Origin of the sequence: Micrococcus porci, from assembly GCF_020097155.1 — a bacterium.
In the GTDB taxonomy this organism is placed as follows: Bacteria; Actinomycetota; Actinomycetes; order Actinomycetales; family Micrococcaceae; genus Micrococcus; species Micrococcus porci.
This window is the reverse complement of the sequence record NZ_CP083691.1, coordinates 2042671-2066040: the sequence shown is the minus strand read 5'-3', so window position 1 is coordinate 2066040 and position 23370 is coordinate 2042671. Positions and strand designations below refer to the sequence as shown.

25 protein-coding genes are annotated in these 23370 nt (G+C 73.4%); 19 read left to right on the top strand and 6 right to left on the bottom strand.

What is annotated here, in order from left to right:
• Positions 1–15: 15 nt before the first annotated feature.
• Positions 16–762 (bottom strand): hypothetical protein, encoded by a 747-nt coding sequence (locus KW076_RS09770; RefSeq protein ID WP_224355156.1) that lies wholly within the window; start codon positions 760–762, stop codon positions 16–18.
• 164 nt (positions 763–926) lie between these two features.
• Positions 927–2087 carry a non-hydrolyzing UDP-N-acetylglucosamine 2-epimerase gene (gene wecB / locus KW076_RS09765; protein WP_224355155.1) on the bottom strand — a complete coding sequence of 387 codons (1161 nt, stop codon included), beginning with the start codon at positions 2085–2087 and terminating at the stop codon, positions 927–929.
• A gap of 166 nt (positions 2088–2253) precedes the next feature.
• Between wecB and KW076_RS09760 the strand changes: the two genes are divergently transcribed.
• Positions 2254–3141: an ABC transporter permease gene (locus KW076_RS09760; RefSeq protein WP_224355154.1), complete on the top strand. Its 888-nt coding sequence runs from the start codon at positions 2254–2256 to the stop codon at positions 3139–3141.
• On the top strand, positions 3138–4043 hold the full coding sequence (locus KW076_RS09755) for an ABC transporter ATP-binding protein (protein WP_224355153.1): 906 nt from the start codon (positions 3138–3140) through the stop codon (positions 4041–4043). The genes KW076_RS09760 and KW076_RS09755 overlap by 4 nt, the downstream gene beginning before the upstream one ends.
• Positions 4044–4080: 37 nt before the next feature.
• On the opposite strand, the gene KW076_RS09750 is transcribed toward KW076_RS09755, so the two are convergent.
• Positions 4081–5403: an MFS transporter gene (locus KW076_RS09750; RefSeq protein WP_224355152.1), complete on the bottom strand. Its 1323-nt coding sequence runs from the start codon at positions 5401–5403 to the stop codon at positions 4081–4083.
• 94 nt (positions 5404–5497) lie between these two features.
• Between KW076_RS09750 and ftsY the strand changes: the two genes are divergently transcribed.
• The 17 genes from ftsY to KW076_RS09665 all read left to right on the top strand — a co-directional run bounded on the left by ftsY (position 5498) and on the right by KW076_RS09665 (position 20560).
• Positions 5498–6712, top strand: coding sequence for a signal recognition particle-docking protein FtsY (gene ftsY / locus KW076_RS09745; RefSeq protein ID WP_224356829.1), 1215 nt, complete (start codon positions 5498–5500; stop codon positions 6710–6712).
• A 235-nt stretch (positions 6713–6947) separates the two neighbouring features.
• Positions 6948–8234: an ammonium transporter gene (locus tag KW076_RS09740; protein WP_224355151.1), complete on the top strand. Its 1287-nt coding sequence runs from the start codon at positions 6948–6950 to the stop codon at positions 8232–8234.
• Positions 8235–8342: 108 nt separating this feature from the next.
• Positions 8343–9917, top strand: a complete 1575-nt coding sequence (ffh, locus tag KW076_RS09735) for a signal recognition particle protein (protein WP_224355150.1) — start codon at positions 8343–8345, stop codon at positions 9915–9917.
• Positions 9918–10126: 209 nt separating this feature from the next.
• Positions 10127–10576 (top strand): 30S ribosomal protein S16, encoded by a 450-nt coding sequence (gene rpsP, locus KW076_RS09730; protein WP_224355149.1) that lies wholly within the window; start codon positions 10127–10129, stop codon positions 10574–10576.
• Between the two features lie 2 nt (positions 10577–10578).
• Positions 10579–10818 carry an RNA-binding protein gene (locus KW076_RS09725; RefSeq protein WP_224356828.1) on the top strand — a complete coding sequence of 80 codons (240 nt, stop codon included), beginning with the start codon at positions 10579–10581 and terminating at the stop codon, positions 10816–10818.
• A gap of 131 nt (positions 10819–10949) precedes the next feature.
• Positions 10950–11519: a ribosome maturation factor RimM gene (gene rimM, locus KW076_RS09720; RefSeq protein ID WP_224355148.1), complete on the top strand. Its 570-nt coding sequence runs from the start codon at positions 10950–10952 to the stop codon at positions 11517–11519.
• A 3-nt stretch (positions 11520–11522) separates the two neighbouring features.
• Positions 11523–12251, top strand: a complete 729-nt coding sequence (gene trmD, locus KW076_RS09715; RefSeq protein ID WP_224355147.1) for a tRNA (guanosine(37)-N1)-methyltransferase TrmD — start codon at positions 11523–11525, stop codon at positions 12249–12251.
• 223 nt (positions 12252–12474) lie between these two features.
• Positions 12475–12828, top strand: a complete 354-nt coding sequence (rplS, locus tag KW076_RS09710) for a 50S ribosomal protein L19 (RefSeq protein ID WP_224355146.1) — start codon at positions 12475–12477, stop codon at positions 12826–12828.
• A 40-nt stretch (positions 12829–12868) separates the two neighbouring features.
• Positions 12869–13582, top strand: coding sequence for a signal peptidase I (gene lepB, locus KW076_RS09705; protein ID WP_224355145.1), 714 nt, complete (start codon positions 12869–12871; stop codon positions 13580–13582).
• The gene (gene lepB, locus KW076_RS09700) at positions 13575–14273 is read left to right on the top strand and encodes a signal peptidase I (protein WP_224355144.1); all 699 of its coding nucleotides are present in this window, start codon (positions 13575–13577) and stop codon (positions 14271–14273) included. Before lepB (KW076_RS09705) ends, lepB (KW076_RS09700) begins: the two co-directional genes overlap by 8 nt.
• Positions 14270–14998, top strand: coding sequence for a ribonuclease HII (gene rnhB, locus KW076_RS09695; RefSeq protein WP_224355143.1), 729 nt, complete (start codon positions 14270–14272; stop codon positions 14996–14998). The genes lepB (KW076_RS09700) and rnhB overlap by 4 nt, the downstream gene beginning before the upstream one ends.
• Positions 14999–15128: 130 nt before the next feature.
• Positions 15129–15464: a DUF2469 domain-containing protein gene (locus KW076_RS09690; RefSeq protein ID WP_224355142.1), complete on the top strand. Its 336-nt coding sequence runs from the start codon at positions 15129–15131 to the stop codon at positions 15462–15464.
• Between the two features lie 139 nt (positions 15465–15603).
• The gene (locus KW076_RS09685) at positions 15604–16029 is read left to right on the top strand and encodes a YraN family protein (protein ID WP_370643460.1); all 426 of its coding nucleotides are present in this window, start codon (positions 15604–15606) and stop codon (positions 16027–16029) included.
• Positions 16026–17612: a YifB family Mg chelatase-like AAA ATPase gene (locus KW076_RS09680; protein ID WP_224355141.1), complete on the top strand. Its 1587-nt coding sequence runs from the start codon at positions 16026–16028 to the stop codon at positions 17610–17612. Before KW076_RS09685 ends, KW076_RS09680 begins: the two co-directional genes overlap by 4 nt.
• Positions 17609–18892, top strand: a complete 1284-nt coding sequence (locus KW076_RS09675) for a DNA-processing protein DprA (protein WP_224355140.1) — start codon at positions 17609–17611, stop codon at positions 18890–18892. The genes KW076_RS09680 and KW076_RS09675 overlap by 4 nt, the downstream gene beginning before the upstream one ends.
• A gap of 46 nt (positions 18893–18938) precedes the next feature.
• Positions 18939–19922, top strand: coding sequence for a tyrosine-type recombinase/integrase (locus tag KW076_RS09670; RefSeq protein WP_224355139.1), 984 nt, complete (start codon positions 18939–18941; stop codon positions 19920–19922).
• A 134-nt stretch (positions 19923–20056) separates the two neighbouring features.
• Entirely contained in the window at positions 20057–20560 is a 504-nt protein-coding gene (locus tag KW076_RS09665; protein ID WP_224355138.1) for a DUF3145 domain-containing protein, read from the top strand.
• A 46-nt stretch (positions 20561–20606) separates the two neighbouring features.
• On the opposite strand, the gene KW076_RS09660 is transcribed toward KW076_RS09665, so the two are convergent.
• The 3 genes from KW076_RS09660 to KW076_RS09650 all read right to left on the bottom strand — a co-directional run bounded on the left by KW076_RS09660 (position 20607) and on the right by KW076_RS09650 (position 23368).
• Complete coding sequence (locus KW076_RS09660; RefSeq protein ID WP_224355137.1) at positions 20607–21851, bottom strand: beta-ketoacyl-[acyl-carrier-protein] synthase family protein; 1245 nt, start codon at positions 21849–21851, stop codon at positions 20607–20609.
• A 145-nt stretch (positions 21852–21996) separates the two neighbouring features.
• Entirely contained in the window at positions 21997–22242 is a 246-nt protein-coding gene (locus tag KW076_RS09655) for an acyl carrier protein (protein WP_224355136.1), read from the bottom strand.
• Between the two features lie 73 nt (positions 22243–22315).
• Positions 22316–23368: a beta-ketoacyl-ACP synthase III gene (locus tag KW076_RS09650; protein WP_224355135.1), complete on the bottom strand. Its 1053-nt coding sequence runs from the start codon at positions 23366–23368 to the stop codon at positions 22316–22318.
• Positions 23369–23370: the final 2 nt, after the last annotated feature.

Genomic DNA, 23370 nt, shown 5'->3' with positions numbered 1-23370 from the left:
TGACCCGTCAACGGGTCACAGGGCGGCGCACTGGCCCCACTTGTCCCAAGCGGTGTTGTTTCCACCCGTGGGCTGGTAGCGGTTCCCGTCACACGACAGGTAAAGGTCCGCCCGGTTGCCCTCGATGTAGATCGTTCCCCGGTTGTCGTGGACGAAGATGTTCCCGTAGACCGTGTTCCTGCCGACGAGAACGTGACCGGACTGCTGCACAGACACGTCCGCACCCACGACCGAGGAGCGGATCATGAAGCGGTTGCGGGCGGACCCGTACTGGCTGACGTAATTGGAGAACCGGCCCCAGGAATGCGAGACGGTGCCGCCCATGCCGTGGAAGTAGGCATCGTCGCGCACCCGCATACGGGTGGTGGTGACCGTGCCGCCCTGCGAGACGTTCAGGCTTCCCACCGACGTGCCGTGGATGCGGATGAGCTTCTGGCTGTCCGCGAGCACGTCGCCGAGGGAGCCCTCCGTTGCACGCAGGGTAGCGCCACGCTCCACGGAGATGAACCCGCTGACAGACGAGTTCTCCGTGATCAGCGTGGCATTGGGAGCGACGTACACGTAGTCCGCCGTGACCGTGCTGGAACGGATGGTGCAGGTGGCGCCCCCGGGGACGGTGATGTCCCCGGTCATGGTGCGGCCGGAGATGATGCCCGAGCATGTCAGGTCGGCTGCCTGAGCGGCGGGGGCGGCCACGAGCCCGGCGCCGGCGAGGCCGAGCGCTGCGGCCACGGAGGCGAGGGAGCGGGTGATCTTCTTCATGGGGTCCTCTCAAATGCGGGGTCACGCCCCCGCGCCGGTCCGGCCACGTCACGAGGCGGACGTGACCATGGTCTCAGACTTGCATCTCTTCAGTCGCGAGCGGGGCAGAGACACACCTGCCCCCGGTCGACGACCGGAGGCAGGTGTGATGAGCGGAGAGGGGCTCAGGCTCCGAACTCGTCCAGGCGATCTCCCACTCCCAGGAGCTGGGCGATCGCGGCCACCGTTCGCAGCCCCGCACGGCCATCGCCGTAGGGGTTCACGGCGTGGGCCATGGCGGCATAGGCGTCGGGGTCCGTCAACAGGAGAGACGTCTCCTCGACCAGACGCTCCTCGTCGGTGCCAATGAGGCGGACGGTGCCTGCGTGCACCGCCTCCGGACGCTCCGTGTTGTCCCGCATGACAAGCACAGGCTTGCCCAGCGATGGCGCCTCCTCCTGCACGCCACCCGAGTCGGTCAGCACGACATCGGCGAGATCCATCATCCGGGTGAACTCTCCGTAGGGGAGGGGCTCGGTCACGATCACGGAGTCGATCCCCTCCAGCGTCGGCAGGACGGCCTCGCGCACGACCGGGTTGCGGTGGGCCGGGAGCACGATCGTCAAGTTCGGGTGGCTCTGGGCCAGCCGGGCCAGTGCCCGACCCACTCCGCGCATGGCCTCACCCTGGTTCTCCCGTCGATGGGTGGTGACCAGGAGGACGCGGCTCTGCGGATCGGCCGCACGGCGCTCGGCGAGCTCAGCGAGCCGAGGGTCGGTGAACGGCAGCTGCTGGGCGACCGTCTCGAGCAGCGCATCGATGACGGTGTTCCCGGTGACGGTGATCGCCGCGGAGTCGATGGCCTCGCGCTCGAGGTTGGCGCGCGAGACCGAGGTCGGTGCCAGATGCAGCGAGGCGATCTGGGAGGTGATCTTGCGGTTCGCCTCCTCCGGGAACGGGGAGAACAGGTCGCCGGAGCGCAGCCCGGCCTCGGCGTGGACCACCGGGATGCCGCGGTAGAAGGCTGCGATCGCGCCGGCGGTCGACGTCGTTGTGTCGCCCTGGACCACGACAGCGTCGGGACGCTCACGGACGAGGAGTTCGTCGAGTCCCTCCAGCATGACGCTCATGATCCCGTTGAGCGTCTGGTTCGGGCGCATGATGTCAAGGTCCGCGTCCGGCGTGATGCCGAAGATCGCGTTGACCTGGTCGAGCATCTCGCGGTGCTGGCCGGTGACCGTCGTGAAGCACTCGAACCGATCGTCGGCGCGCAGGGCGTTCACGATCGGTGCCATCTTGATGGCCTCGGGGCGGGTGCCGTAGATGGGCATGATCTTCAGGGGCATGGACGCGGCTCCAGAGTCGGTGCTGGCCACGGTGGACGCGTGGCTCGCTTCACCCTATCGAACCGCATCGGGAGCGGGTGGGCCCTCGTATACTTGCGATCCGAATCGGGGACGTCCGTGCCGATGGTGCGGGCTCCACCGTCAAGCCCGTGCAGGAGGGACCCGCGTGACCGATCGTGTCGAGGCGACATCGCCGCCCGTCGAGCTGAGGGTGGACGAGAGCAGACTGGAGCGCGTCGGGCGACGTCCCAGCCTGGGCGACTACGTGACTCGTCTCTGGCGGCTACGTCACTACGTGCGCTACGACGCAGTGGCGGCTGTGCAGGCACAGAACCGGCGACATCGGTTGGGCAACGTGTGGCTGTTGCTGAACCCGATCCTCAATGGGGCCACGTACTTCCTGGTCTTCGGTGTCCTTCTGAGGACCTCGCTGGGTGTCGAGAACTTCATCGGCTACCTCACCGTGGGCGTGTTCATGTTCACGTTCACCACCCGGGCGGTGACGGCCCTGTCCCGTTCCCTGACGGCGAGGAACAACGTGGCAGACGCATTCCAGCTTCCCCGTGCGGTCCTGCCGCTGACAGCGTTGGCACGCGAGGTGCTCGCCTACGGCTTCACCTTGGCCGCCATGCTCCTGGCGGTGCTCATCCTGCCTCCGCATGCACAGGTGACGTGGTGGTGGCTCCTGTTCCCCGTCGTCGTCGCACTGCAGCTGATGCTGGTCGCGGGTGTCGGGCTGCTCCTAGCCCGCGCAGTGTCCCGGGTCCGCGACCTCTCGCAGATCGTGGGCTTCGGCATCCGCCTCTGGATGTACGGGTCGGCGGTCTTCTACTCCTTCGACCGGTTCGTCTCCCAGCCGAACGTGCTCGCCGTGCTGCAGTTGAACCCGATGTACCAGGTGCTCGACATATCCCGTGACCTTCTGCTGTACGGCCGGTCCCCGTCGCCCGTCGCGTGGGGCATCCTCGCTGCGTGGTCGGTCGGGCTCCTGGTGGTGGGCGTCGTCGTCTTCTGGCTCGGCGAGGAGCGCTATGCGAAGGACCTCAACCGATGACCGACACGACCGTCGACTACGCCCTCGTCTTGGATCGTGTGTCCATGACCTACCGGGTGCCGTCCAGTGCCGCCGACAGCGTGGCGGCGCTCCCTGCGTGGCGGAGGGGGCTCGCCCGCGCGCTGCGCCAGCCGCCGCGGGTACCTGTCCATGCATTGCACGAGATGACCCTCGGCCTGGAGCAGGGCCGCACATTGGGGCTGGTAGGCCGCAACGGCTCGGGCAAGTCGACGCTGTCTCAGATCATCGCGGGCAAGCTCGCCCCCTCCACTGGCCGTGTGCTGGCCACAGCCACCCCCATGATGCTCGGTGTCAACGCCGCATTGGTGCCCGCCATGTCCGGCCGTCAGAACATCGTGCTGGGATGCCTGGCGCTCGGAATGGCCAAGGACGAAGTGATGGCCAAGACGCCCGAGATCGCAGCCAGCACGGGTCTCGGGGAGGCCATCGACCTGCCCATCGAGACGTACTCCTCCGGCATGAGTGCTCGGCTGCGATTTGCGATCGCCACAAGCCGTGATCCCGAGGTGCTCGTCATCGACGAGGCGCTCAACGTGGGGGACTCGCAGTTCCGGGCCCGCGCCAAGGAGCGCATGCAGGAGCTCAAGCGCAAGGCCGGGGCCGTCGTCCTGGTCAGCCACGACAACAAGACCATCCTCGACTCGTCCAACAAGGTTCTGTGGTTGGACAAGGGACGTCCCGTGATGGAGGGGAGCCCCCAGCGCGTGATGGATCGCTATGAGCAGTACAACGAGATGCTCGCCGCGCAGAAGGTGGATGAGGCCAGGGCGTTCGTGGAGGACCTTCGGACCACGTACCGGCCGCGCGTCGTCCTCCCGGCCACGGACATGCACCTGCCTTCCGTCCAGGAGGTGGAATTCAGTCCCCGCCACGCCCTCTGAAGACCTGCCGTTTCGGGGGGGCAACTTAGGTGCCCCCTCACGCCTCCCGGTGGTGCGGCGGCGCGACGTCCTCGGGGGCGATCTTCGGCAGGGACCCGGTGCGGGGACCGCCGGGCACGATCGGCAGGTTGGTCTCCGGGGCCCGGAGCCATGCGAGGAAGCCGACGGCGAGGACGGCGCCCGTGACGGCGAACGCCCAGCCGTAGCCGGCCCCGTCCACCACGAGGCCCACGAGCATCGGGCCGGAGATGGCTCCCAGGTCCGCCGCCATCTGCGCTACGGACATCACCGGCCCCGCCTTGCGGCCTTGGCCCACCAGGTCCGAGACGGCGGCCTGCTGCGGGGCGTTGAGCGTGCCGGTCCCCGCGCCGGCCAGCAGGCAGGCCACCAGGAACAGCAGGGGCGAGGTCATCCAGCCGATCACGCCCGTGCACACGGCCATTACGGCCAGTCCGAGGAGGATGAGCGGCTTGCGACCGCGGACGTCGGAGAGCCGGGAGCTGAACGTCACGGCCGCCACGTTGCCCGCGGCGAACACGGACAGCGCCAGACCGGCCATGAGCGCCTGGTTCTCCTGGGTGACCGTCCAGCCCAGCAGGGCGGTCCCGGTGAACGCGCTCGCGGCGAAGAGCGGGGTGACCGCGTTGCGCACGCCGAAGGTGGCCCATCCGTTGGCGAACATGGACACGAGAGCCGCCCGGTAGGAGGGGTGGTCCAGGGCCTCCCTGAGCCGCATCACCGGGCGGGAGTCGGCGGCGGCGCGGTCATGCAGGCGGGTGTCCTTGAGCATGAAGAACACGATGGCCGCCGCGATCACCAGGGAGGTGCCGTAGATCAGGAACGGCACCCGGTAGCCGAACACGGAGAGGACGGAGCCCACGATCGGCCCGACGATGTTGCCGATCAGGAACGCGGAGGCGTACGCCCCGGACACCCGGCCCCGCATCGAGGGCGGGGACTTGCTGGCCAGGAAGGCCATGGCGGAGACGGTGAACAGGGTGGATCCCACGCCGCCGAGGCCGCGGAACACCAGCAGCTGCGTGTAGTCCTGCGCGAACGCGATCAAGTACATGGACGCCGCCACGATCAGGACGCCCGTCATGTACACGGGGGTCTCGCCGAGGCGGTTGGTCAGCCGTCCGGACAGCGGCGCGAACAGTAGGCGCGTCAGTCCGAAGGCCGAGACGACGGCGGCCACGGCGGTGGCCGGGTTCGCGAAGTCCGACGCGAAGCGCTCGGCGTACTGGGGCAGCAGCGGAGCGATGATGCCGAAGCCGATGGCGATGACGAACGCGGCCGCCACGAGCACCTTGATCTCGCGCGGCAGGGGCGCGCGGGCGGCGGACGGGGTGGTGGGCATGCCGCACATCCTCTCACTCTCACCGGGCGCGGCGGCGGGGCGCGGTCCCTCGCCCGCCCGCGGCCCCGGCCGGGCCTCCGTCCCCTGTGACAGACTGGAACCCGTGATCACAGTCATCGTCATCTCCGTCGTCCTGGCCCTGCTGCTCGGCGTCGTGCTGGTCGGTCTGCTCGACCGCCCCGTCGCCCCGCCGAAGGGCACCTACACCGAGCTCCGCGACTCCGACGATCCCGCCCCTGCCGGTCTCGTGGCCGATCCGTCCTCCGCGCCCGCCCCGGAGGAGGCGCTGGAGGAGACGGGGCGGGCCGGCTCCCACGCCGCCGCGCCCGTGGCTGAGCCCGTGGAGGCCGCGGAGGCCCCCGAGCGGCAGTTGGAGCGCCCCGAGGCCGCCGGCACCCGCCTGCAGCGCCTGCGCGCGCGCCTGCTCAAGTCCAACAACGTCTTCGGCAAGGGGCTGCTGGCCCTGCTCTCGCGCGACCACATCGACGAGGACGTGTGGGACGAGATCGAGGAGACCCTCCTCATGGCGGACCTCGGCACCGAGCCCACCATGGAGCTCGTGGACCGGCTCAAGGCCCGGGTGACCGTGGACGGCACCCGCGACCCGGAGTCGGTGCGCGCGCTGCTGCGCGAGGAGCTCGTCGCCATGGTGGACCCCTCCATGGACCGCCGCCTGGCCGCCACCCCGCACGACGGCCACCCGGCCGTGACGATGGTCGTGGGCGTCAACGGCGTCGGCAAGACCACCACCGTGGGCAAGCTCGCCCGCGTGCTCGTCGCCGAGGACCGCACCGTGGTGCTGGGCGCCGCGGACACCTTCCGCGCCGCCGCCGCCGAGCAGCTCGCCACCTGGGGCGCCCGCGTGGGCGTGGAGACGGTCCGCTCGGACGTCGAGGGCGCGGACCCCGCGTCGGTGGCCTTCGAGGCCGTGAAGACCGGCATCGAGCGCGAGGCGGACGTCGTGCTCGTGGACACCGCCGGCCGACTGCAGAACAAGGCCAACCTGATGGACGAGCTCGGCAAGATCAAGCGCGTCATCGAGAAGCAGGCCGAGGTGGACGAGGTCCTCCTGGTCCTGGACGCCACCACGGGCCAGAACGGCCTGACCCAGGCGAAGGTCTTCGCAGAGGTCGTGGACGTCACCGGCATCGTGCTCACCAAGCTGGACGGCACCGCCAAGGGCGGCATCGTCGTCGCGATCCAGCGCCAGCTCGGCGTGCCCGTCAAGCTCATCGGCCTGGGCGAGGGCGCGGACGACCTCGCGCCGTTCTCCGCCGAGGGCTTCGTGGACGCGCTGCTGGCCGCCTGATCCGCCACGCCTCCGGGCCCCGTCCGACACGGTCGGACGGGGCCCGCTCGCGTCCCGGGCGGCCGCACCCCGCGGACCCGGCGCACCCCTCGAGAGAGGCGCGCGTCACATTCCGTCGCGGAACGACGCGGACGCTATGCTCCCCCCAACGGCCCGATCACGGGCCGGGCAGCGACGCCGAACGGGTTCGGCGCTCGCGCGGGGCCCGCCGGCGCAGACCGAAGGGCGGCCCCTGATGACCGAGACGACACCCCTGGACGCCGGAGCGGTGTGGACCGTGACGGCGGCCGCACTGGTGCTCCTGATGACCCCCGGACTGGCCCTCTTCTACGGCGGGATGACCCGCGCGAAGTCGGCACTGAACATGATGATGATGTCGTTCGTGTCCATGGGCCTCATCGGCGTGGCGTGGATCCTGTGGGCCTACGGCATGACCAGCGGCGACGGGCTGGCCGGGATCGTGGGCAGCCCGCTGAACGATCTGGGCGCCGTGCAGTCCATGGCGGACGGGGACCTGATCTCCGTCGGCTTCTCGGCCACCTTCGCGATCATCGCGGTGGCCCTGATCTCCGGCGCGGTCGCCGACCGCGCCAAGTTCTCGACCTGGTGCGTGTTCGTGCCGGTGTGGGTCACGCTGGTCTACGCGCCGCTGGCCTACATGGTCTGGGGCGGCGGCCTGCTCTCCGCCGACGGCGCGATCGGCGCCCGGCTGGGCGAGGCGCTCGACTTCGCGGGCGGGCTCGTGGTGCACATCAGCGCCGGCGTGGCCGCGCTCGTCCTGGCCATGATGATGGGCAAGCGTCAGGGCTTCGGCGTCGACGCCGCCCACCGGCCCCACAACGTGCCGTTCACGATGCTCGGTGCGGCCCTGCTGTGGTTCGGCTGGTTCGGATTCAACAGCGGTGCGGCCTCCGATGTGGAGCAGCTCGGCCTCACCTGGGTCACCACGCTCGTCGCCGCGGCCGCCGGCATGCTCGGCTGGGTCCTCGTCGAGTGGCTGCGCCGGGGGCGCCCGACGTCGATCGGCACCGCCTCGGGGATCGTCTCGGGCCTCGTGGCGATCACGCCGGCCTGCGCCTTCGTCAGCCCGCTGGGGGCCGTCGTCATCGGCCTCGTCGCCGGCGCGGCCTGTGCCCTCGCGGTGAACCTGAAGTACCGCTGGGGCTTCGACGACTCGCTGGACGTGGTCGGCGTGCACCTGACCGCGGGCATCCTGGGCACCCTGCTGATCGGGCTGTTCGCGCTGCCGGAGACCGGGCACGCGGGCCTCTTCCACGGCGGGGACGGATCCCTGCTCCTCGCGCAGACCGTCGCCGTCGTCGTCGCGGTGGTGTTCACCGCCGTCGTCACCGCGGTGATCGCCTTCGTGCTCCGCGCGACCCTCGGCCTGCGCGTCAGCGTCGAGGAGGAGGAGCGCGGCGTCGACCTGACGCTGCACGACGAGACGGCCTACGACGTCGGCTTCGGCGGCGTGCCCGTGCCGACGGACGCGCAGGCCCGCAGCACGGCCGCCGCGGAGTGAGCCCCGGCTCGGGTTGCTAGGCTTGGCGGGCGCCGGGGGCAGACCCCCGGCGCCCGCGACCGACCGAGTCCGGATCAGTCGACCCCGCTTCGAAGGACCACACCCGCCGTGTTCACCTCCCTGTCCGACCGCCTCACAGCCACGTTCCGCAACCTCAAGGGCAAGGGGCGGCTCACCGAGGCGGACATCGACGCCACCGCGCGCGAGATCCGCCGCGCCCTCCTGGACGCGGACGTCGCGGTGCCCGTGGTGCGCCAGTTCATCGCGCAGATCAAGGAGCGGGCCCTCGGCGAGGAGGTCTCGCAGGCCCTGAACCCGGGCCAGCAGGTCGTCAAGATCGTCAACGAGGAGCTCGTGGCGATCCTCGGCGGGGAGACCCGGCGCATCCAGCACGCCAAGACCGGCACCACCGTGATCATGCTGGTGGGCCTCCAGGGCGCCGGCAAGACGACCCTGGCCGGCAAGCTCGCCCACCTGCTCAAGTCCCAGGGCCACACCCCGCTGCTCGTGGCCTGCGACCTCCAGCGCCCCAACGCCGTCAAGCAGCTGCAGGTCAACGGCGAGCGCGCCGGCGTCCCGGTGTTCGCCCCGCACCCGGGCGTGTCCTCCGAGTTCGAGGCCGCCACGGGCGACCCGGTCCAGGTGGCCCGTGCCGGCATCGACGAGGCCAACACCAAGTACCACGACGTCGTCATCATCGACACCGCCGGCCGTCTCGGCGTGGACGCCGAGTTGATGCAGCAGGCCGCGGACATCCGCGCCGCCGTCCAGCCGGACGAGGTCCTCTTCGTCATCGACGCGATGATCGGCCAGGACGCCGTGGCCACCGCCCAGGCGTTCAACGAGGGCGTCGGTTTCACCGGCGTCGTCCTCACCAAGCTCGACGGCGACGCCCGCGGCGGCGCGGCCCTGTCCGTGCGCCACGTGACCGGCAAGCCGATCATGTTCGCCTCCACCGGCGAGGGCCTGAAGGACTTCGAGGTCTTCCACCCGGACCGCATGGCCTCCCGCATCCTCGACATGGGCGACGTGCTCTCCCTGATCGAGCAGGCCGAGCAGAACTGGGACCGCGCCGAGGCCGAAAAGATGGCCAAGAAGTTCGCGGACCAGGAGGACTTCACCTTCGACGACTTCCTGACCCAGATGCAGCAGCTCAAGAAGATGGGCTCCATGAAGAAGCTGCTGGGCATGATGCCCGGCGCCCAGGGCATGCGGCAGCAGCTCGAGCAGTTCGACGAGTCCTCGATCGGCCGCGTCGAGGCGATCATCCACTCCATGACGCCGCACGAGCGCGTCGCCCCGAAGATCATCAACGGCTCCCGGCGCGCCCGCATCGCCAAGGGATCGGGCGTGCAGGTGACCGAGGTGAACGCCCTCCTGGAGCGCTTCGCCGAGGCGCAGAAGATGATGAAGAAGCTCGCCGGCGGCGGCGTCCCCGGCATGCCGGGCATGGGCCCCGGCCCGGGCCGCAAGTCCAAGGGCAGGAACGCCAAGAAGACCAAGGTGAAGTCCGGCAACCCCGCCAAGGCGGCCGCCGAGCGCAGGGCCCTGGAGGAGCGCCGATCCCGCCCCGCCGCCGGCGGCGTGTTCGGGCAGGGCGGGACGATGCCCGACATGACCGACTTCGACCCGTCCCAGCTGAACCTGCCCGCGGGCTTCGAGAAGTACCTCAAGGACCGCTGAGCCGAGCCAGCCCGGGTGCACCCCGCCCCGCCCGCGCGTCCGAGGTGCGCGCGGGCGGCGTCGTCTGGCAGAATGGTCCAGCACTGAGCGTGAGCCCGGACGACCCTCTATCCTCCGCGCGCTCCGTTCCGTTCGTCGGTCACCCGGCCCCGCTGCCCCCACGCGGCGCCGCCGACCGGCCCCCAGATCCCTGAAGGAGAACCACACACGTGGCTGTCAAGATCCGTCTGAAGCGCTTCGGCAAGATTCGCGCCCCCTACTACCGCGTCGTCGTCATGGACTCGCGCACCCGTCGCGATGGCCGTGCCATCGAGGAGATCGGCAAGTACCACCCCACCGAGGAGCCCTCGTTCATCGAGATCGACTCGGAGCGCGCGCAGTACTGGCTGTCCGTCGGCGCCCAGCCGACCGAGCAGGTGGCCGCCCTCCTGAAGATCACCGGCGACTGGCAGAAGTTCAAGGGCGAGGCCGGCGCCGAGGGCACCCTGAAGACCAAGGGTGAGAAGGAGGCCTTCGTGGCCCCCGCCAAGGAGTCCGTGATCCTCCCCGAGGAGCCCAAGCAGGAGGAGGCCCCGGCCGAGTCCGCCGAGGCTGAGGCCCCGGTCGAGGAGGCCGCCGACGCCGAGGCCCCGGCCGAGGATGCCGAGAAGGCCGAGTGAGCATGCTGGCCGAGGCCCTGGAGCACCTCGTCCGCGGCATCGTGGACACCCCGGACGCCGTCCGCGTCGCCTCGCGCCCCCAGCGGCGCGGGGAGATGCTGGAGGTTCGGGTGGCTCCGGAGGATCTCGGCCGCGTGATCGGCCGCCAGGGGCGCACCGCCACCGCGCTGCGCACCGTGCTCGACGGCCTGGCCGGCCACCCCGTCCGCGTGGACGTGGTGGAGACCGACCGGGCCCGCTGAGCCCCCGGCTCGCCCGCCGACACGGCCCGCACCGTCCCCCGACGGTGCGGGCCGTCGTCGTCCCGGGACCGGGGCGCCACCCGTCCGGCGCGACCGCCCGCCCCGATCCGCCCGCCGAAGAAGAGAGACCCATGAGCCCCGCACCCCAGCCCGCCGAGACCGAGGGCCAGGTCCGCGTCGCGCGGATCGGCAAGCCCCACGGCATCCGAGGGGAGGTGACCGTCCAGCTGTTCACCGACGACCCCGAGGCCCGCTTCGCCGCCGACTCCCGTCTCGAGGTGCGCCAGGGCCCGCCCGGCGCCCCGGCGGCGCTCACCGTCACGCGCGCCCGGTGGAACAAGGCCATCCTCGTGGTGGGCTTCGCCGAGGTCCCCGACCGCAACGCCGCCGAGGCGCTGCGCGGCGCCCAGCTGTACGCCGCGCCCCTGGAAAAGGTCGAGGACGACGCCTGGTACGAGGACGACCTCCTCGACCTCGAGGTCCACGTCGACGGCGCCCGTGTGGGCGTCGTGACCGGGCTGCTCACGGGCACCGTGCAGGACCTGCTGCAGGTCCGCCTGGACGCGACCGGTGACGACGCCCTCGTCCCGTTCGTGGAGGAGATCGTCCCCGAGGTGGACCAGGAGGCCGGCGTCGTGGTGGTCGCTCCGCCGCCCGGGCTGCTCGAGCTGGCCTCCGAGACCACGGCGGGCGAGGGCTGAGCCGTGCGCATCGACGTCGTCAGCATCTTCCCCGAGTACATGGCCGTCCTGGACGTCTCCCTGCTGGGCAAGGCCCGCCGCGAGGGGCTCGTGGACGTGCACGTCCACGACCTGCGGGACGTCACCACGGACCGCCACCGCACCGTGGACGACACCCCCTACGGCGGCGGCGCCGGCATGGTGATGAAGCCCGAGCCCTGGGCCCTGTCCCTGGAGGCGGTCGCCGCCGCGAGCCCCATGGCCGCCCCGGCGAAGCCGATCCTCATGGTGCCCACCCCCTCGGGCACGCCGTTCACCCAGGCCACGGCGCGCGAGCTCGCCCAGGCCGAGCACCTGGCGTTCGCCTGCGGCCGCTACGAGGGCATCGACGAGCGCGTGTTCGGCTGGGCCGAGGACCTCTTCGACGTGCGCCTGTTCTCCCTCGGGGACTACGTGCTCAACGGCGGCGAGGTCGCGGCGTTGGCCGTGATCGAGGCCGTCGGCCGGCTCGTGCCCGGGGTGGTGGGCAACCCGGAGTCCCTCGTGGAGGAGTCCCATGAGGACGGCCTGCTCGAGTACCCCGTCTACACCAAGCCGTCCATGTGGAGGGACCGCGAGGTGCCGCCCGTGCTGCTCTCCGGGGACCACGGCAGGATCGCCGCCTGGCGCCGTGACCAGCAGGAGGAGCGCACGCGGATCCGTCGGCCCGATCTCTGGGCCGCCCACCACGCCGGGTCCGCCGCGGAGGACTGACGCCGCCCGCGCGTCGGGTGTGTGGCATAATGGATCCTCGTGTCCACCGGACGCCCGACCTGCCGCAGGGGGCGCGCGTCGACGGCACGGACCACGGGCCCCGCGATCGCGGCCGGCCCGGAACCAGGACTTCGGGACGGCCGTCCCGCCCCGCCGACGCGCGGGGCGACGCCGCCCGGCAGACCACGTGGATGACCTGCGGCGTCCACCAGGGAGAAGCAGCATGCACATCCTCGACTCCTTCGACAAGGCCTCCCTCCGCGAGGACATCCCCGCGTTCGGCCCCGGCGACACCGTCAAGGTGCACGTGAACATCATCGAGGGCAAGACCGCCCGCGTGCAGGTCTTCCAGGGCTACGTCATGGGCCGCCAGGGCCACGGCGTGCGTGAGACCTTCCGCGTCCGCAAGGTGTCCTTCGGCGTGGGCGTGGAGCGCGTCTTCCCGGTGCACTCCCCGGTGATCGACAAGATCGAGGTCCTCACCAAGGGCGACGTGCGCCGCGCGAAGCTGTACTACATGCGCGATCGCCACGGCAAGGCCGCCCGCATCCGCGAGAAGCGCGCCGACGCCAAGTGATTCGCTCCGGGCGGCCCCCGCGGCCGTCCGGAGACGCACCATGCGCGCACAGGAGCCCCGTGACCGGAACCGGTCGCGGGGCTCCCGCGCGTCCGGGGAGGCCGGCCGGCCCTGGTGGGCCCTCGTCCTGCTGACCCTCGCGGGCGCCGTCGTGGCGGCCGCGCTCCTGCGAGCGTTCACCGGCCCCGTCTACCTCGTGCCGTCCGGGTCCATGGAGCCGACGCTGCTGCCCGGGGACCGGGTGCACGTGGACACCGCCGCGGCCGACGGCGCAGGCCTGGAGCACGGGGACGTCGTGGTGTTCGACGGCGCCGGGAGCCTGGCCCCCTACCGCTCTCGCACGGCCCTCGACCGGGGCCTGGAGGACGTGGCGGCGTTCTGGGGCGTCGGCGCCGCTCAGGACGTGTACGTCAAGCGCGTGCTCGCGCTGCCGGGGGACACCCTGTCCTGCTGCACCGCCGACGGCCGCCTGGAGCGCAACGGCGCGCCCCTCGACGAGTCCTACCTCGGCCGCACGGTGGACGCGGCCGCCCCGGCGTCCCGGAGCACGTGGGCCTTCGAGGTGCCGGAGGGACGCATGGTGGTGCTCGGGGACAACCGCGACGTCTCCCGAGACTCCCGCGCCCTGCTCGGCGCCCCCGGCGGCGGCCTCATCCCGGTGGAGAAGGTCATCGGGCGGGTCGACTCGGTCGCCTGGCCCCTCGACCGCCGCGGGGACGTCCCCGCGGGCGCGCAGGACGGGTCCCGTGGCTGAGGCGCCCGTCACCCCCGCCGCGGCCGGGACCGCGGATCCCGCGGCGGCGCCCGCGGCGGAGCACCCGGGGCACCCGCTGCGCGCGGCCGCCGTCACCGTCGCCGTCACGCTGGCCCTCCTGCTGGCGGTCCAGCTGCTCCTCGTGCGCATGTTCGCCATCCCCTCCGCCTCCATGGAGCCCACCCTGCGGCCCGGGGACCGCGTGGCCGTGGACCTGCTCGTGCCCGGTCCGCTGGAGCTGCGCCGCGGGGACGTCGTCGTGTTCCGCGACGCGCGCGGCTGGCTCGCCGGCGCGGAGGCCGTCCACGCCGACCCGCTGCACGCCGCGGTCGCCGCCCTCGGGCTCGGCACGCAGGAGGGTCACCTGGTCAAGCGGGTCGTCGGCCTGCCCGGGGACCGGGTCCGGTGGAGCCCGGAGGACGCGCGGCTGGAGGTCAACGGCGTGCCCGTCGACGAGCCGTACGTGGCGGGACCGGCCGCGCAGGAGGCGTTCGACGTCGTCGTGCCGGACGGCGGCCTGTGGGTGCTGGGCGACCACCGGTCCGCGTCCCAGGACTCCCGTCAGCACCAGCACGGGCCGGGCGGCGGCATGGTGTCCGTGGACGACGTCGTGGGCCGGGTCGAGGGCGTCGTGTGGCCCCTCGACCGGGCCGGGGCCGTGGGGCCCGGCCCCCTGGCGAAGCTGCCGTGAGCCCGCGGCCTCCGGTGGTGCGCGCCGGACTGGACGTGGAGGCGTCCCTGGCCGAGGCCGCGATCGGCCCGGGGGCGAGCGCCCTGGTGGCGGGGATGGACGAGGTCGGCCGGGGCGCCCTCGCCGGCCCCGTGACCGTGGGCGTCTGCGCCGCGCGTGTGCCCGCCCTCGGGGTCGTGCCGGCCGTGCGGGACTCCAAGGCCCTGACTGACCGGCGGCGGCGCGCCCTGGCCTCCGAGATCGAGGCGTGGGCGGCCGGCGTCGTCCTGGGGGAGGCGAGCCCCGCCGAGATCGATCGGCTCGGCATCACCCGGGCCCTCGCGCTGGCCGGGTGCCGCGCGTGGGCCGGTCTCCTGGCCGCGCTGGGGGAGGAGCCCGTGGCCCTGATCCTCGACGGCTCCGACGACTGGCTGCGCCACGCCCGCGGCGGCGGGATGGACGACGTCGTCACCGGGCCCGTCCCGCCGGCGCCGCACATGATGGTCAAGGCGGAGGACCGCTGCGCCACCGTGGCGGCGGCGTCGATCGCCGCGAAGGTGGGCCGCGACGACGCCATGATCGCGCTCTCGGCGGCCCACCCGGCCTACGGATGGGCCGGGAACAAGGGCTACGGGGCGGCCGCGCACCGGTCCGCCCTCGTGGAGCTGGGGGTCACCGAGCACCATCGCCGTTCCTGGAACCTCGGGGTGCCGGGCACCGGGGCGGAGCCGGACGTGCTCTTCTGAGGCTCGCCCTGCGGTGCCGCTGCCGCGCCGTCGGCGGGGCGCGTTCGACGCGGGGGCGGTGCCGGGGGGAGGATGGTCGGGCGTCCGGCATCCGCCGGGCCGCGGGGACGAGCGGTGAGGAGGCCCGGGCATGAGCACGGACGACGTCGAGGATTTCGAGGCCGAGGCCGAGCTGCTCCTGTACCGCGAGTACCGGGACGTCGTGGGGCTGTTCCGGTACGTCGTGGAGACCGAGCGGCGGTTCTACCTGGCGAACGCGGTGACGCTCACCCCGCACCAGACCGACGGCGAGGTGTTCTTCGAGCTCACGCTCGAGGACGCGTGGGTGTGGGACGTCTACCGCACGGCCCGGTTCATCCGCCGCGTGCGCGTGCTGACGTTCAAGGACGTGAACATCGAGGAGCTCCCGCGCGACGAGCTCCAGGTCCCCGAGGACGGCGGGCTGCGGGGCGACCTGGGGCGCTGAGCCCGGGCGTCGACGGGGGTCCGAGGCGTCCGCAGCGGGCCACCTGTCCTGCACAGGTGCCCCAGGCGCGGTCCGTCCCCCACATTGCCGGATCCCGCCCCCGTGGACGGTGCGGCGGCGGCCAGCATGGGGCCAGGAGGTGGTCCCCCTGGACACGACGACGACGACGCCCGCCGCCCGGCGCGGCAGCACGGCACACACGGCGCTGGGCCGGTACGGCGAGGACGCGGCAGCACGCTGGCTCGCGGAGCGCGGCTACCAGATCGTGGCCCGCAACTGGCGCGGTGAGGACGGTGAGCTGGACCTCGTCGCCCGGCATGGGCCGTGGTGGGTGGGCGTCGAGGTGAAGACCCGCTCGGGTCTGGCCTACGGGGACCCGCTGGAGGCGATCGGACGCCGCAAGCTGCTGCGGCTGCACCGGCTCACCGCGGCGTGGGTGCGCGAGGCGGCAGCCCGGGAGGGACGGCCGCTGCGCTCGCAGCAGTGGCGGGTGGACGCCGTCGCCGTGCTCGTCCCGCGCACCGGCGGGGTGCACTTCGACCTCGTGCAGGACGTGCGGCCGTGAGCGGCATCGGACGCACGCGCTCGATCTCCCTGACCGGCCTGCGGGGCACCGTGGTGGACGTGGAGGCGGACATCGCCCAGTCCCTGCCCGGGTTCACGCTGCTGGGGCTGCCGGACCAGGCACTTCAGGAGAGCCGGGACCGCATCCGCTCGGCCGCCCGCAACGCCGGCCTGCCCCTGACCCGGCGCCACCTCACGGTGAACCTGCTGCCGGCCGGCGTGCACAAGCGCGGCGCCGCACACGACCTTGCCATCGTCCTCGCCGCTTACGCCGCGGACGGGCGGGTGCAGGGCGTGGACGGTCCCGTCTTCCTCGCTGAGCTGGGCCTGGACGGCACCCTGCACCGCGCCCCGGAGACCGTGGCGATGGTCATGGCCGCCGTGGACGCGGGACACGACCGCGTCGTGGTGGCCGCGGACGCCGTGGCGGAGGCCGAGCTGGTCCCCGGCGCGCGGGTGCGGGGGTTTGCGCACCTGCACGAGGCGATCCTCGCCTTCGGCGGCCGCCCCGACGCGTCCGTGGCCCGCCCCTCGGGCCCCTCCGGCACGGCCGGGCGGGGGCCGGCCGCCGGCCAGGAGGGCCCCTCGGGGCCGGTCCCGGACCTGGCCGAGGTCGCCGGGCAGGCCGAGGCACGCTTCGCGCTCGAGGTCGCCGCCGCCGGGGGACACCACCTGCTGCTGTCCGGACCGCCGGGCGCGGGCAAGACGATGCTCGCCGAGCGGCTCCCGGGGATCCTCCCGCCCCTCGACGACCGCACCGCACTGGAGACCGCCGCCCTGCGCTCGCTGCGCGGCCTCGAGCCGTCCGCGCGGGGGCTGCGCCGGACGCCGCCCTTCGAGGCGCCCCACCACTCGGCCTCCATGGCGGCGCTGGTCGGGGGTGGCACCGGACTCGGCCGCCCGGGCGCCGTGTCCCTGGCCCATGGCGGGGTGCTCTTCTTGGATGAGGCGCCGGAGTTCGAGCGCCGTGCGTTGGACGCCCTGCGCCAGCCTCTGGAGTCGGGGGAGATGATCGTCCACCGGGCGCACGGCTCGGTCGCCTACCCCGCGCGGTTCCAGCTCGTGCTGGCGGCGAACCCGTGTCCGTGCGGCTTCGGCTCCGGGACGGGCGCCCACTGCCGGTGCACCTCGCTGCAGCGGCGCAAGTACGCCGCTCGGCTCTCCGGCCCGTTGCTGGACCGTGTGGACGTGCAGGTCTCCGTCCGTCCCGTCCGGGCGGACCAGCTGGCCGCCGCCCCGGAGGCCGAGCCCAGTCGCGCCGTCGCCGCCCGGGTGGCCGCCGCCGTCGCAGCGCAGGATGCGCGCTGGGCCGCGGCGGCCCGCGAGGGATCGCTCCCGCCGGGGGTGTGCCGCAACGCCCATGTGCCCGCCGCCCTGCTGCGCTCCGGCCGCTTCGCCGTCCCCCCGGAGGCGCGCGCCACCGCCGACCGCGCGGTGGATCGCGGCGAGCTCAGTGCCCGCGGCCACGGCCGGGTGCTGCGCCTGGCGTGGACGCTGGCCGACCTGCGGGGGGCCTCCTGCCCGGAAGCGCAGGACGTCGAGATCGCCCTGCAGCTGCGGATCCGATCGGAGGAGGACCGATGACCACCGCGGGGGAGACCGCGCAGAACGCCCGCCCGGACGGCCCGCGGGTCGCCCGGGCCGCCCTCACCCGGCTCGTGGAGCCCGGGGACGACCTCGCGCTCGCCACCGTCGCCGCGCTCGGCCCTGAGCGCGCGCTCACGCTTCTCACCGGCGCGGCGCGGATCGAGGCGGCAGAACGGGACCTCCTCGCCGACCGGCTGGGCCAGGACGCGTTCGCCCGGCGGTGGAGCGCCGGACTCGCCCGCTGGGCGCCCCGGTCAGCGCGGCTGGACCCCGTGCGGGACCTGGTCGCACTCCACCGGCTCGGCGGGGGCCTGCTCATCCCGGAGGACCCGGCCTGGCCGGCGGGTCTGGACGATCTCGGCGACGCCGCGCCCGTGGGCCTGTGGTTCCGCGGGCGGGGCACCCTGCCACCCCTGCCCCGGGCCCTCGCCGTCGTGGGCAGCCGGGAGGCGACTGCCTACGGGCGGCAGGTCACCCGGGACGTCGTCGCATGCGCCTCCGCGGCGGGCGTGTGCATCGTCTCCGGGGGCGCCTACGGCATCGACGGGGCCGCCCACGAGGCGGCGCTCGAGACGGCCGCGGCCGCCGGTCGGCGCTCCGGACCCGGATCCCACGACGACGCCGCACCCGGAGTGCCGCCGACCGTCGCGGTCCTCGCCGGGGGGCTGGACCGGTTCTATCCCGCCGGGCACGAACGCCTGTTGCGCGCCGTCATGGAGGAGGGGCTGCTCCTCTCCGAGATGCCTCCCGGCGCCACGCCCACCCGGTACCGGTTCCTGCACCGCAATCGGCTCATCGCCGCGCTCTCCGGGGCCGTCGTGGTGGTCGAGGCCCGCTGGCGCTCCGGCGCCCAGAACACTGCGGGCCACGCGCACGGCCTCGGCCGCGAGGTGGGCGCCGTCCCGGGCCCGGTGACCTCGCCCTCCTCCGCCGGGTGCCACCGCCTCCTGCAGGAGGGGCCGACCCGGCTGATCGCCGACCCCGCGCAGGCCCTGACACTGCTGGAACCGCCCCGACCCGGGGAGCCGCCGGCAGCCTCCCCGGCCACGACCACCCGGGGTGAGGCCTCGCGCAGCCCCGGACGGCCCACGGACGGGCTCACCGTGGAGGAGCTGCTCGTCCACGAGGCACTGCCGCTGCGGCGTGCCGTCCCCGTGGACAACCTGACCTCCTCCGCGGGGCTCGCCCTCCCCACGGTGCTCGCCGTCCTCACCCGGTTGGAGGGCCGGCGGCTGGCCGAACGCCGAGGCGACCTCTGGCGCCGGGCACCGGAGTGAGCCGCACGGTGGGGGAGCGCCCCCGACGGATGGCACAGTGGAGGGCATGCACCCGCCCCACGCCCACCACGCCCCGGGGGCGCCGCTGCCACCGGCCTCCGCCCGGGATGAGGCATGGCTCGAGGCGTTCGCCGAGCATCTCCTCCACGAGCGCGGTCGCAGGCCCCGCACCGTCCGCGCCTACCTGGCCGACCTGCGCCACCTGGCCGCCCACGTCACGGACGACGGGGCCGACGCGTTCGCCGAGGTCGACCTCGAGGACCTGCGCCGATGGCTCGCGCGGATGCGCGACCAAGGCCTCTCCCGCGCGACCGTGGCCCGCCGCGTCGCTGCCGCCCGCACCTTCCTCGGGTGGCTCCACCGATCCGGCCTGCGCCCCGACGACCCCACGCTTCGCCTGCGCGCGCCGGCACCCGACTCCCGGCTGCCGCAGGTCCTCCAGGCAGAGCAGGCGCAGCGGCTCCTCCAGGCCGCCGAGGAACGCGTCCACGAGGCCCGACGCGCCGATGACCTGCACGGCGCGGCGCTCGCGGCCCGCGACGTGGCCCTGTTCGAGCTGCTCTATGCGACCGGGGCCCGCGTCGCCGAGGTCGCCGCGCTCGACGTGGACGACCTCGACCTCGACCGGCGCACGGCCCGGCTCACCGGCAAGGGAGACCGCCAGCGCACCGTCCCCTTCGGCGCCCCCGCAGCCGCCGCCGTCGAGCGCTGGCTGCGGGTCGCCCGCCCGGTGCTCGCCACCGAGCACTCCGGCGTGGCCCTGCTGCTGGGCGCCCGCGGGGGCCGGGCCGACGTGCGCGTCCTGCGCGGCGCCGTCGACCGCGCCCTCGAACGCCTCGGGGACACCGCGGCCCGCGGCCCGCACGCCCTGCGCCACACCGCCGCCACCCACCTCCTGGACGGCGGGGCGGACCTGCGCTCCGTCCAGGAGCTGCTGGGTCATTCGTCCCTCCAGACGACCCAGCGCTACACCCACGTCTCCGTCGACCGCCTCAGGGACGGCTACCGGCGGGCCCATCCGCGGGCCTGACCGCCCCCAGGGTCGGCGTGTCGCCCGCCCCACCGTTGCCGCGCAGGCCGACGTCCGGGACAATGACCGGACCGGACGCCCGTCAGGTGCCGCCGCACCGCCGGACGCGGCGCGCGGCCAGACCCGGAGGCCCCATGCCCGACATCACCACGAACGGAGTGGTCCACCTGCTCTCCGCCCCCACGGCGGTGTGCCCGCACGTGGAGTGGACGCTCACCTCCGTCCTGGGCCCGGGCGACCCGGTGGACTGGCGCGACCAGCCCGCAGAGGCCGGCACCGTCTGCGCCGAACTCCACTGGTCCGCCGCCCAGGGCTCGGGGGCACGGCTCGCGTCGGCGCTGCGCCGGTGGCCGGGCCTGCGCTTCGAGATCACGGAGACGCCGTCGGCGGGCGTCGACGGCTCGCGCTGGTCCCACACCCCCGAGCTGGGGGTGTTCCACGCGACCACGGACGTCTCCGGCAACATCATGGTCTCCGAGGAGCGCATCCGGTACGCCTACGAGGCCGGCGGAGGAGACCCGACCGTGTTGGTCCACGAGCTGTCCCTCGCCCTCGGGGAGGCCTGGGACGACGAGCTGGAGCCGTTCCGCCGGGCCGCCGCCGGTGCGCCGGTCCGCTGGCTCCACCGGGCCGGCTGAGCGGGGCGCCCCACGTGCCCGCCGCCGCGGACACCGTGGCGGCCGGTCAGACTCCGGTGAACACGGCCACGGCGTTGTGCCCGCCGAAGCCGAAGGAGTTCTTCACGACCACTCGACGGTCCGCCGGCAGGGCAGCCGGGGTGCCGGTCACCACATTGAGGGGGATCTCCGGGTCCTGGTTCTCCAGGTTGATCGTCACGGGGGCGACGCCGTGGTGGACGGCCAGCACCGAGAGGATGGACTCGATCGCGCCGGAGGCGCCCAGCAGGTGGCCGGTCTGGGACTTGGTCGCCGAGACCAGGACGTCGTCGAGTCCGGTGCCGAAGACGGCCTTCATCGCGAGGTACTCGGGGGCGTCGCCCTTGGGGGTGGAGGTCGCGTGGGCGTTGACGTGGCCCACGTCCTCCGGGCGCAGCCCGGCGTCGGCCAGGGCGCGGCGCATCGCGCGGGTGGCGCCCAGGCCCTCGGGCTCGGGGGCGGTGATGTGATGGGAGTCGGAGGTGACCCCGGTGCCGGCCAGGCGGGCGTACACGCGGGCGCCGCGGGCGGCCGCATGCTCCTCGGACTCCACGACCATGACGCCGGCGCCCTCGCCCAGCACGAAGCCGTCGCGGTCCACGTCGTAGGGGCGGGAGGCGGACTGCGGGTCGTCGTTGCGCTTCGACAGCGCCTGCATGGCCGCGAACGCGGCCATCGGCATGGGGTGGACCGCCGCCTCGGTGGCCCCGCAGAGCACCACGTCGGCCTGCCCGGTCCGGATCAGCGTCAGGGCCGTGTCCAGGGCCTCGGTGCCGGCGGCGCAGGCCGCCACCACGGTCCGGGCGCCCGCGCGGGCGCCGAACTCGAGGGACAGCGCGCCGGCCGCGCCGTTGGGCATGAGCATGGGGACCGTCATGGGCATCACGCGGCGCGGCCCCCGCTCACGAAGGGCGTCCCACGCGTCGAGGATGGTCCACACCCCGCCGATGCCGGTGCCCATGGCCACGGCCAGGCGCTCGGGATCCACGTCCGCGTCGGCGAGGCCCGCGTCGGCCCACGCCTCACGCGCGGCGACCGTGGCCATCTGCGTGCTGGGGTCCTGGCGCTTGAGCTCCACCTTGGAGAGCACCTCGGAGGTCGGCACGGCCAGCTCCGCGGCGAAGGTCACGGGCAGGTCGTACTGCTCCACCCACTCGTGCTGCATCGTGGCGGCGCCGGAGACGCCCTTCTGGGCGTTGGCCCAGAACGTGGGCACGTCGCCGCCGATCGGCGTCGTGGCGCCCAGTCCGGTGATCAGTGCGGTGCGGGTCACGGTGTCCTCGCTGTCGTTCGAGTGGGGTGGGAGAGGTTCGGGGGCCCCGGAGGGCGAGGCGGTCCGGGGACGCCCGGCGGGGCTCAGCCCGCCGGCCGCGTCCCCGGACTCCGCCCGGGGCGGCGCGCCGAGCGCGCCGTGGGGATCAGGCCTGGGCCTGGTCGATGAAGTCGACGGCGTCCTGGACGGTCTTGAGGTTCTTGACCTCCTCGTCCGGGATCTTCACACCGAACTTGTCCTCGGCGTTCACGACGATCGTCATCATGGAGATCGAGTCGATGTCGAGGTCGTCGGTGAAGGACTTCTCCGGCTGGACGTCGGCGGTCTCGAGGCCGGTCTCCTCGTTCACGATCTCGGCCAGGCCGGCGAGGATCTCTTCCTTGGAAGCCATGGGGCGTCTCCTTCTCAGATGGGGGTGATGGGTGTACGGGTGTACGTGGTCAGTGAATCAGACCGGCGGGGCCTCAGGGGAGGCGCACCACCTGGGCGCCGTAGACCAGCCCGGCGCCGAAGCCGATCTGCAGGGCGAGGCCCCCGGAGAGCTCCGGGTGCTCCTGTAGCAGTCTGTGCATGGCCAGCGGGATCGAGGCGGCCGACGTGTTGCCGGCCTCCGCGATGTCCCGGGCGACGACGACGGACTCCGGCAGCTTCAGCTGCTTGGCGAACTCGTCGATGATCCGCATGTTGGCCTGGTGGGGGATGAAGGCGGCGAGGTCCTCCGGCTCAACACCGGCGGCGTCGAGCGCCTCCCGCGCCTTCTCCGCCATGGACCACACGGCCCAGCGGAAGACGGAGGGGCCGTCCTGGCGGAGCGTCGGCCACAGCATCTCCTCGGCGCCGATGATGGCCGAGGCGTCCCCGGTCTCGCGGGCGTGCTCCACCTCGGCGCGCAGGTCCAGGAGCGAGCGGGTGGGGGAGATGGTGCTCCAGCGCGAGCCGTCCGAGCCCCAGACGGAGGGCGCGATCCCGGCCTCGTCCGAGGCGGAGACCACCACGGCGCCGGCGCCGTCGCCCAGCAGGAAGGAGATCGAGCGGTCGGTGGGGTCGATGAAGTCGGAGAGCCGCTCCACGCCCACCACGAGGACGTGCTGCGCGGAGCCGGCGCGCACGAGGGCGTCGGCCTGCGCCACGCCGTAGCAGTAGCCCGCGCAGGCCGCGGAGATGTCGTAGGCCGGGGCGGGGGTGGCGCCGAGGGCGTCGGCCACGGCGGCCGCGGCGGACGGGGTCGGGTAGGGGAACGTCACGGTGGCGACGACGACCGCGCCGAGGTCGGAGGCCTCCAGCCCGGCGCGCTGGAGGGCCTCCCGGCCGGCGCCGACAGCCATGGTGACGACGGTCTCCTCGGGCGTGGCCCGCTGGCGGGTGACGATGCCGGTGCGCTGGCGGATCCATTCGTCGGACGAGTCGATCGGCCCGACCAGGTCCTCGTTCGGGACGAGGGTGGCGGGGCGGTAGGCGCCGACGGACACGATCCGGCTGCCGGCGGGACGCTCGTGCTGCTTCAGGGTGACGGTCATGG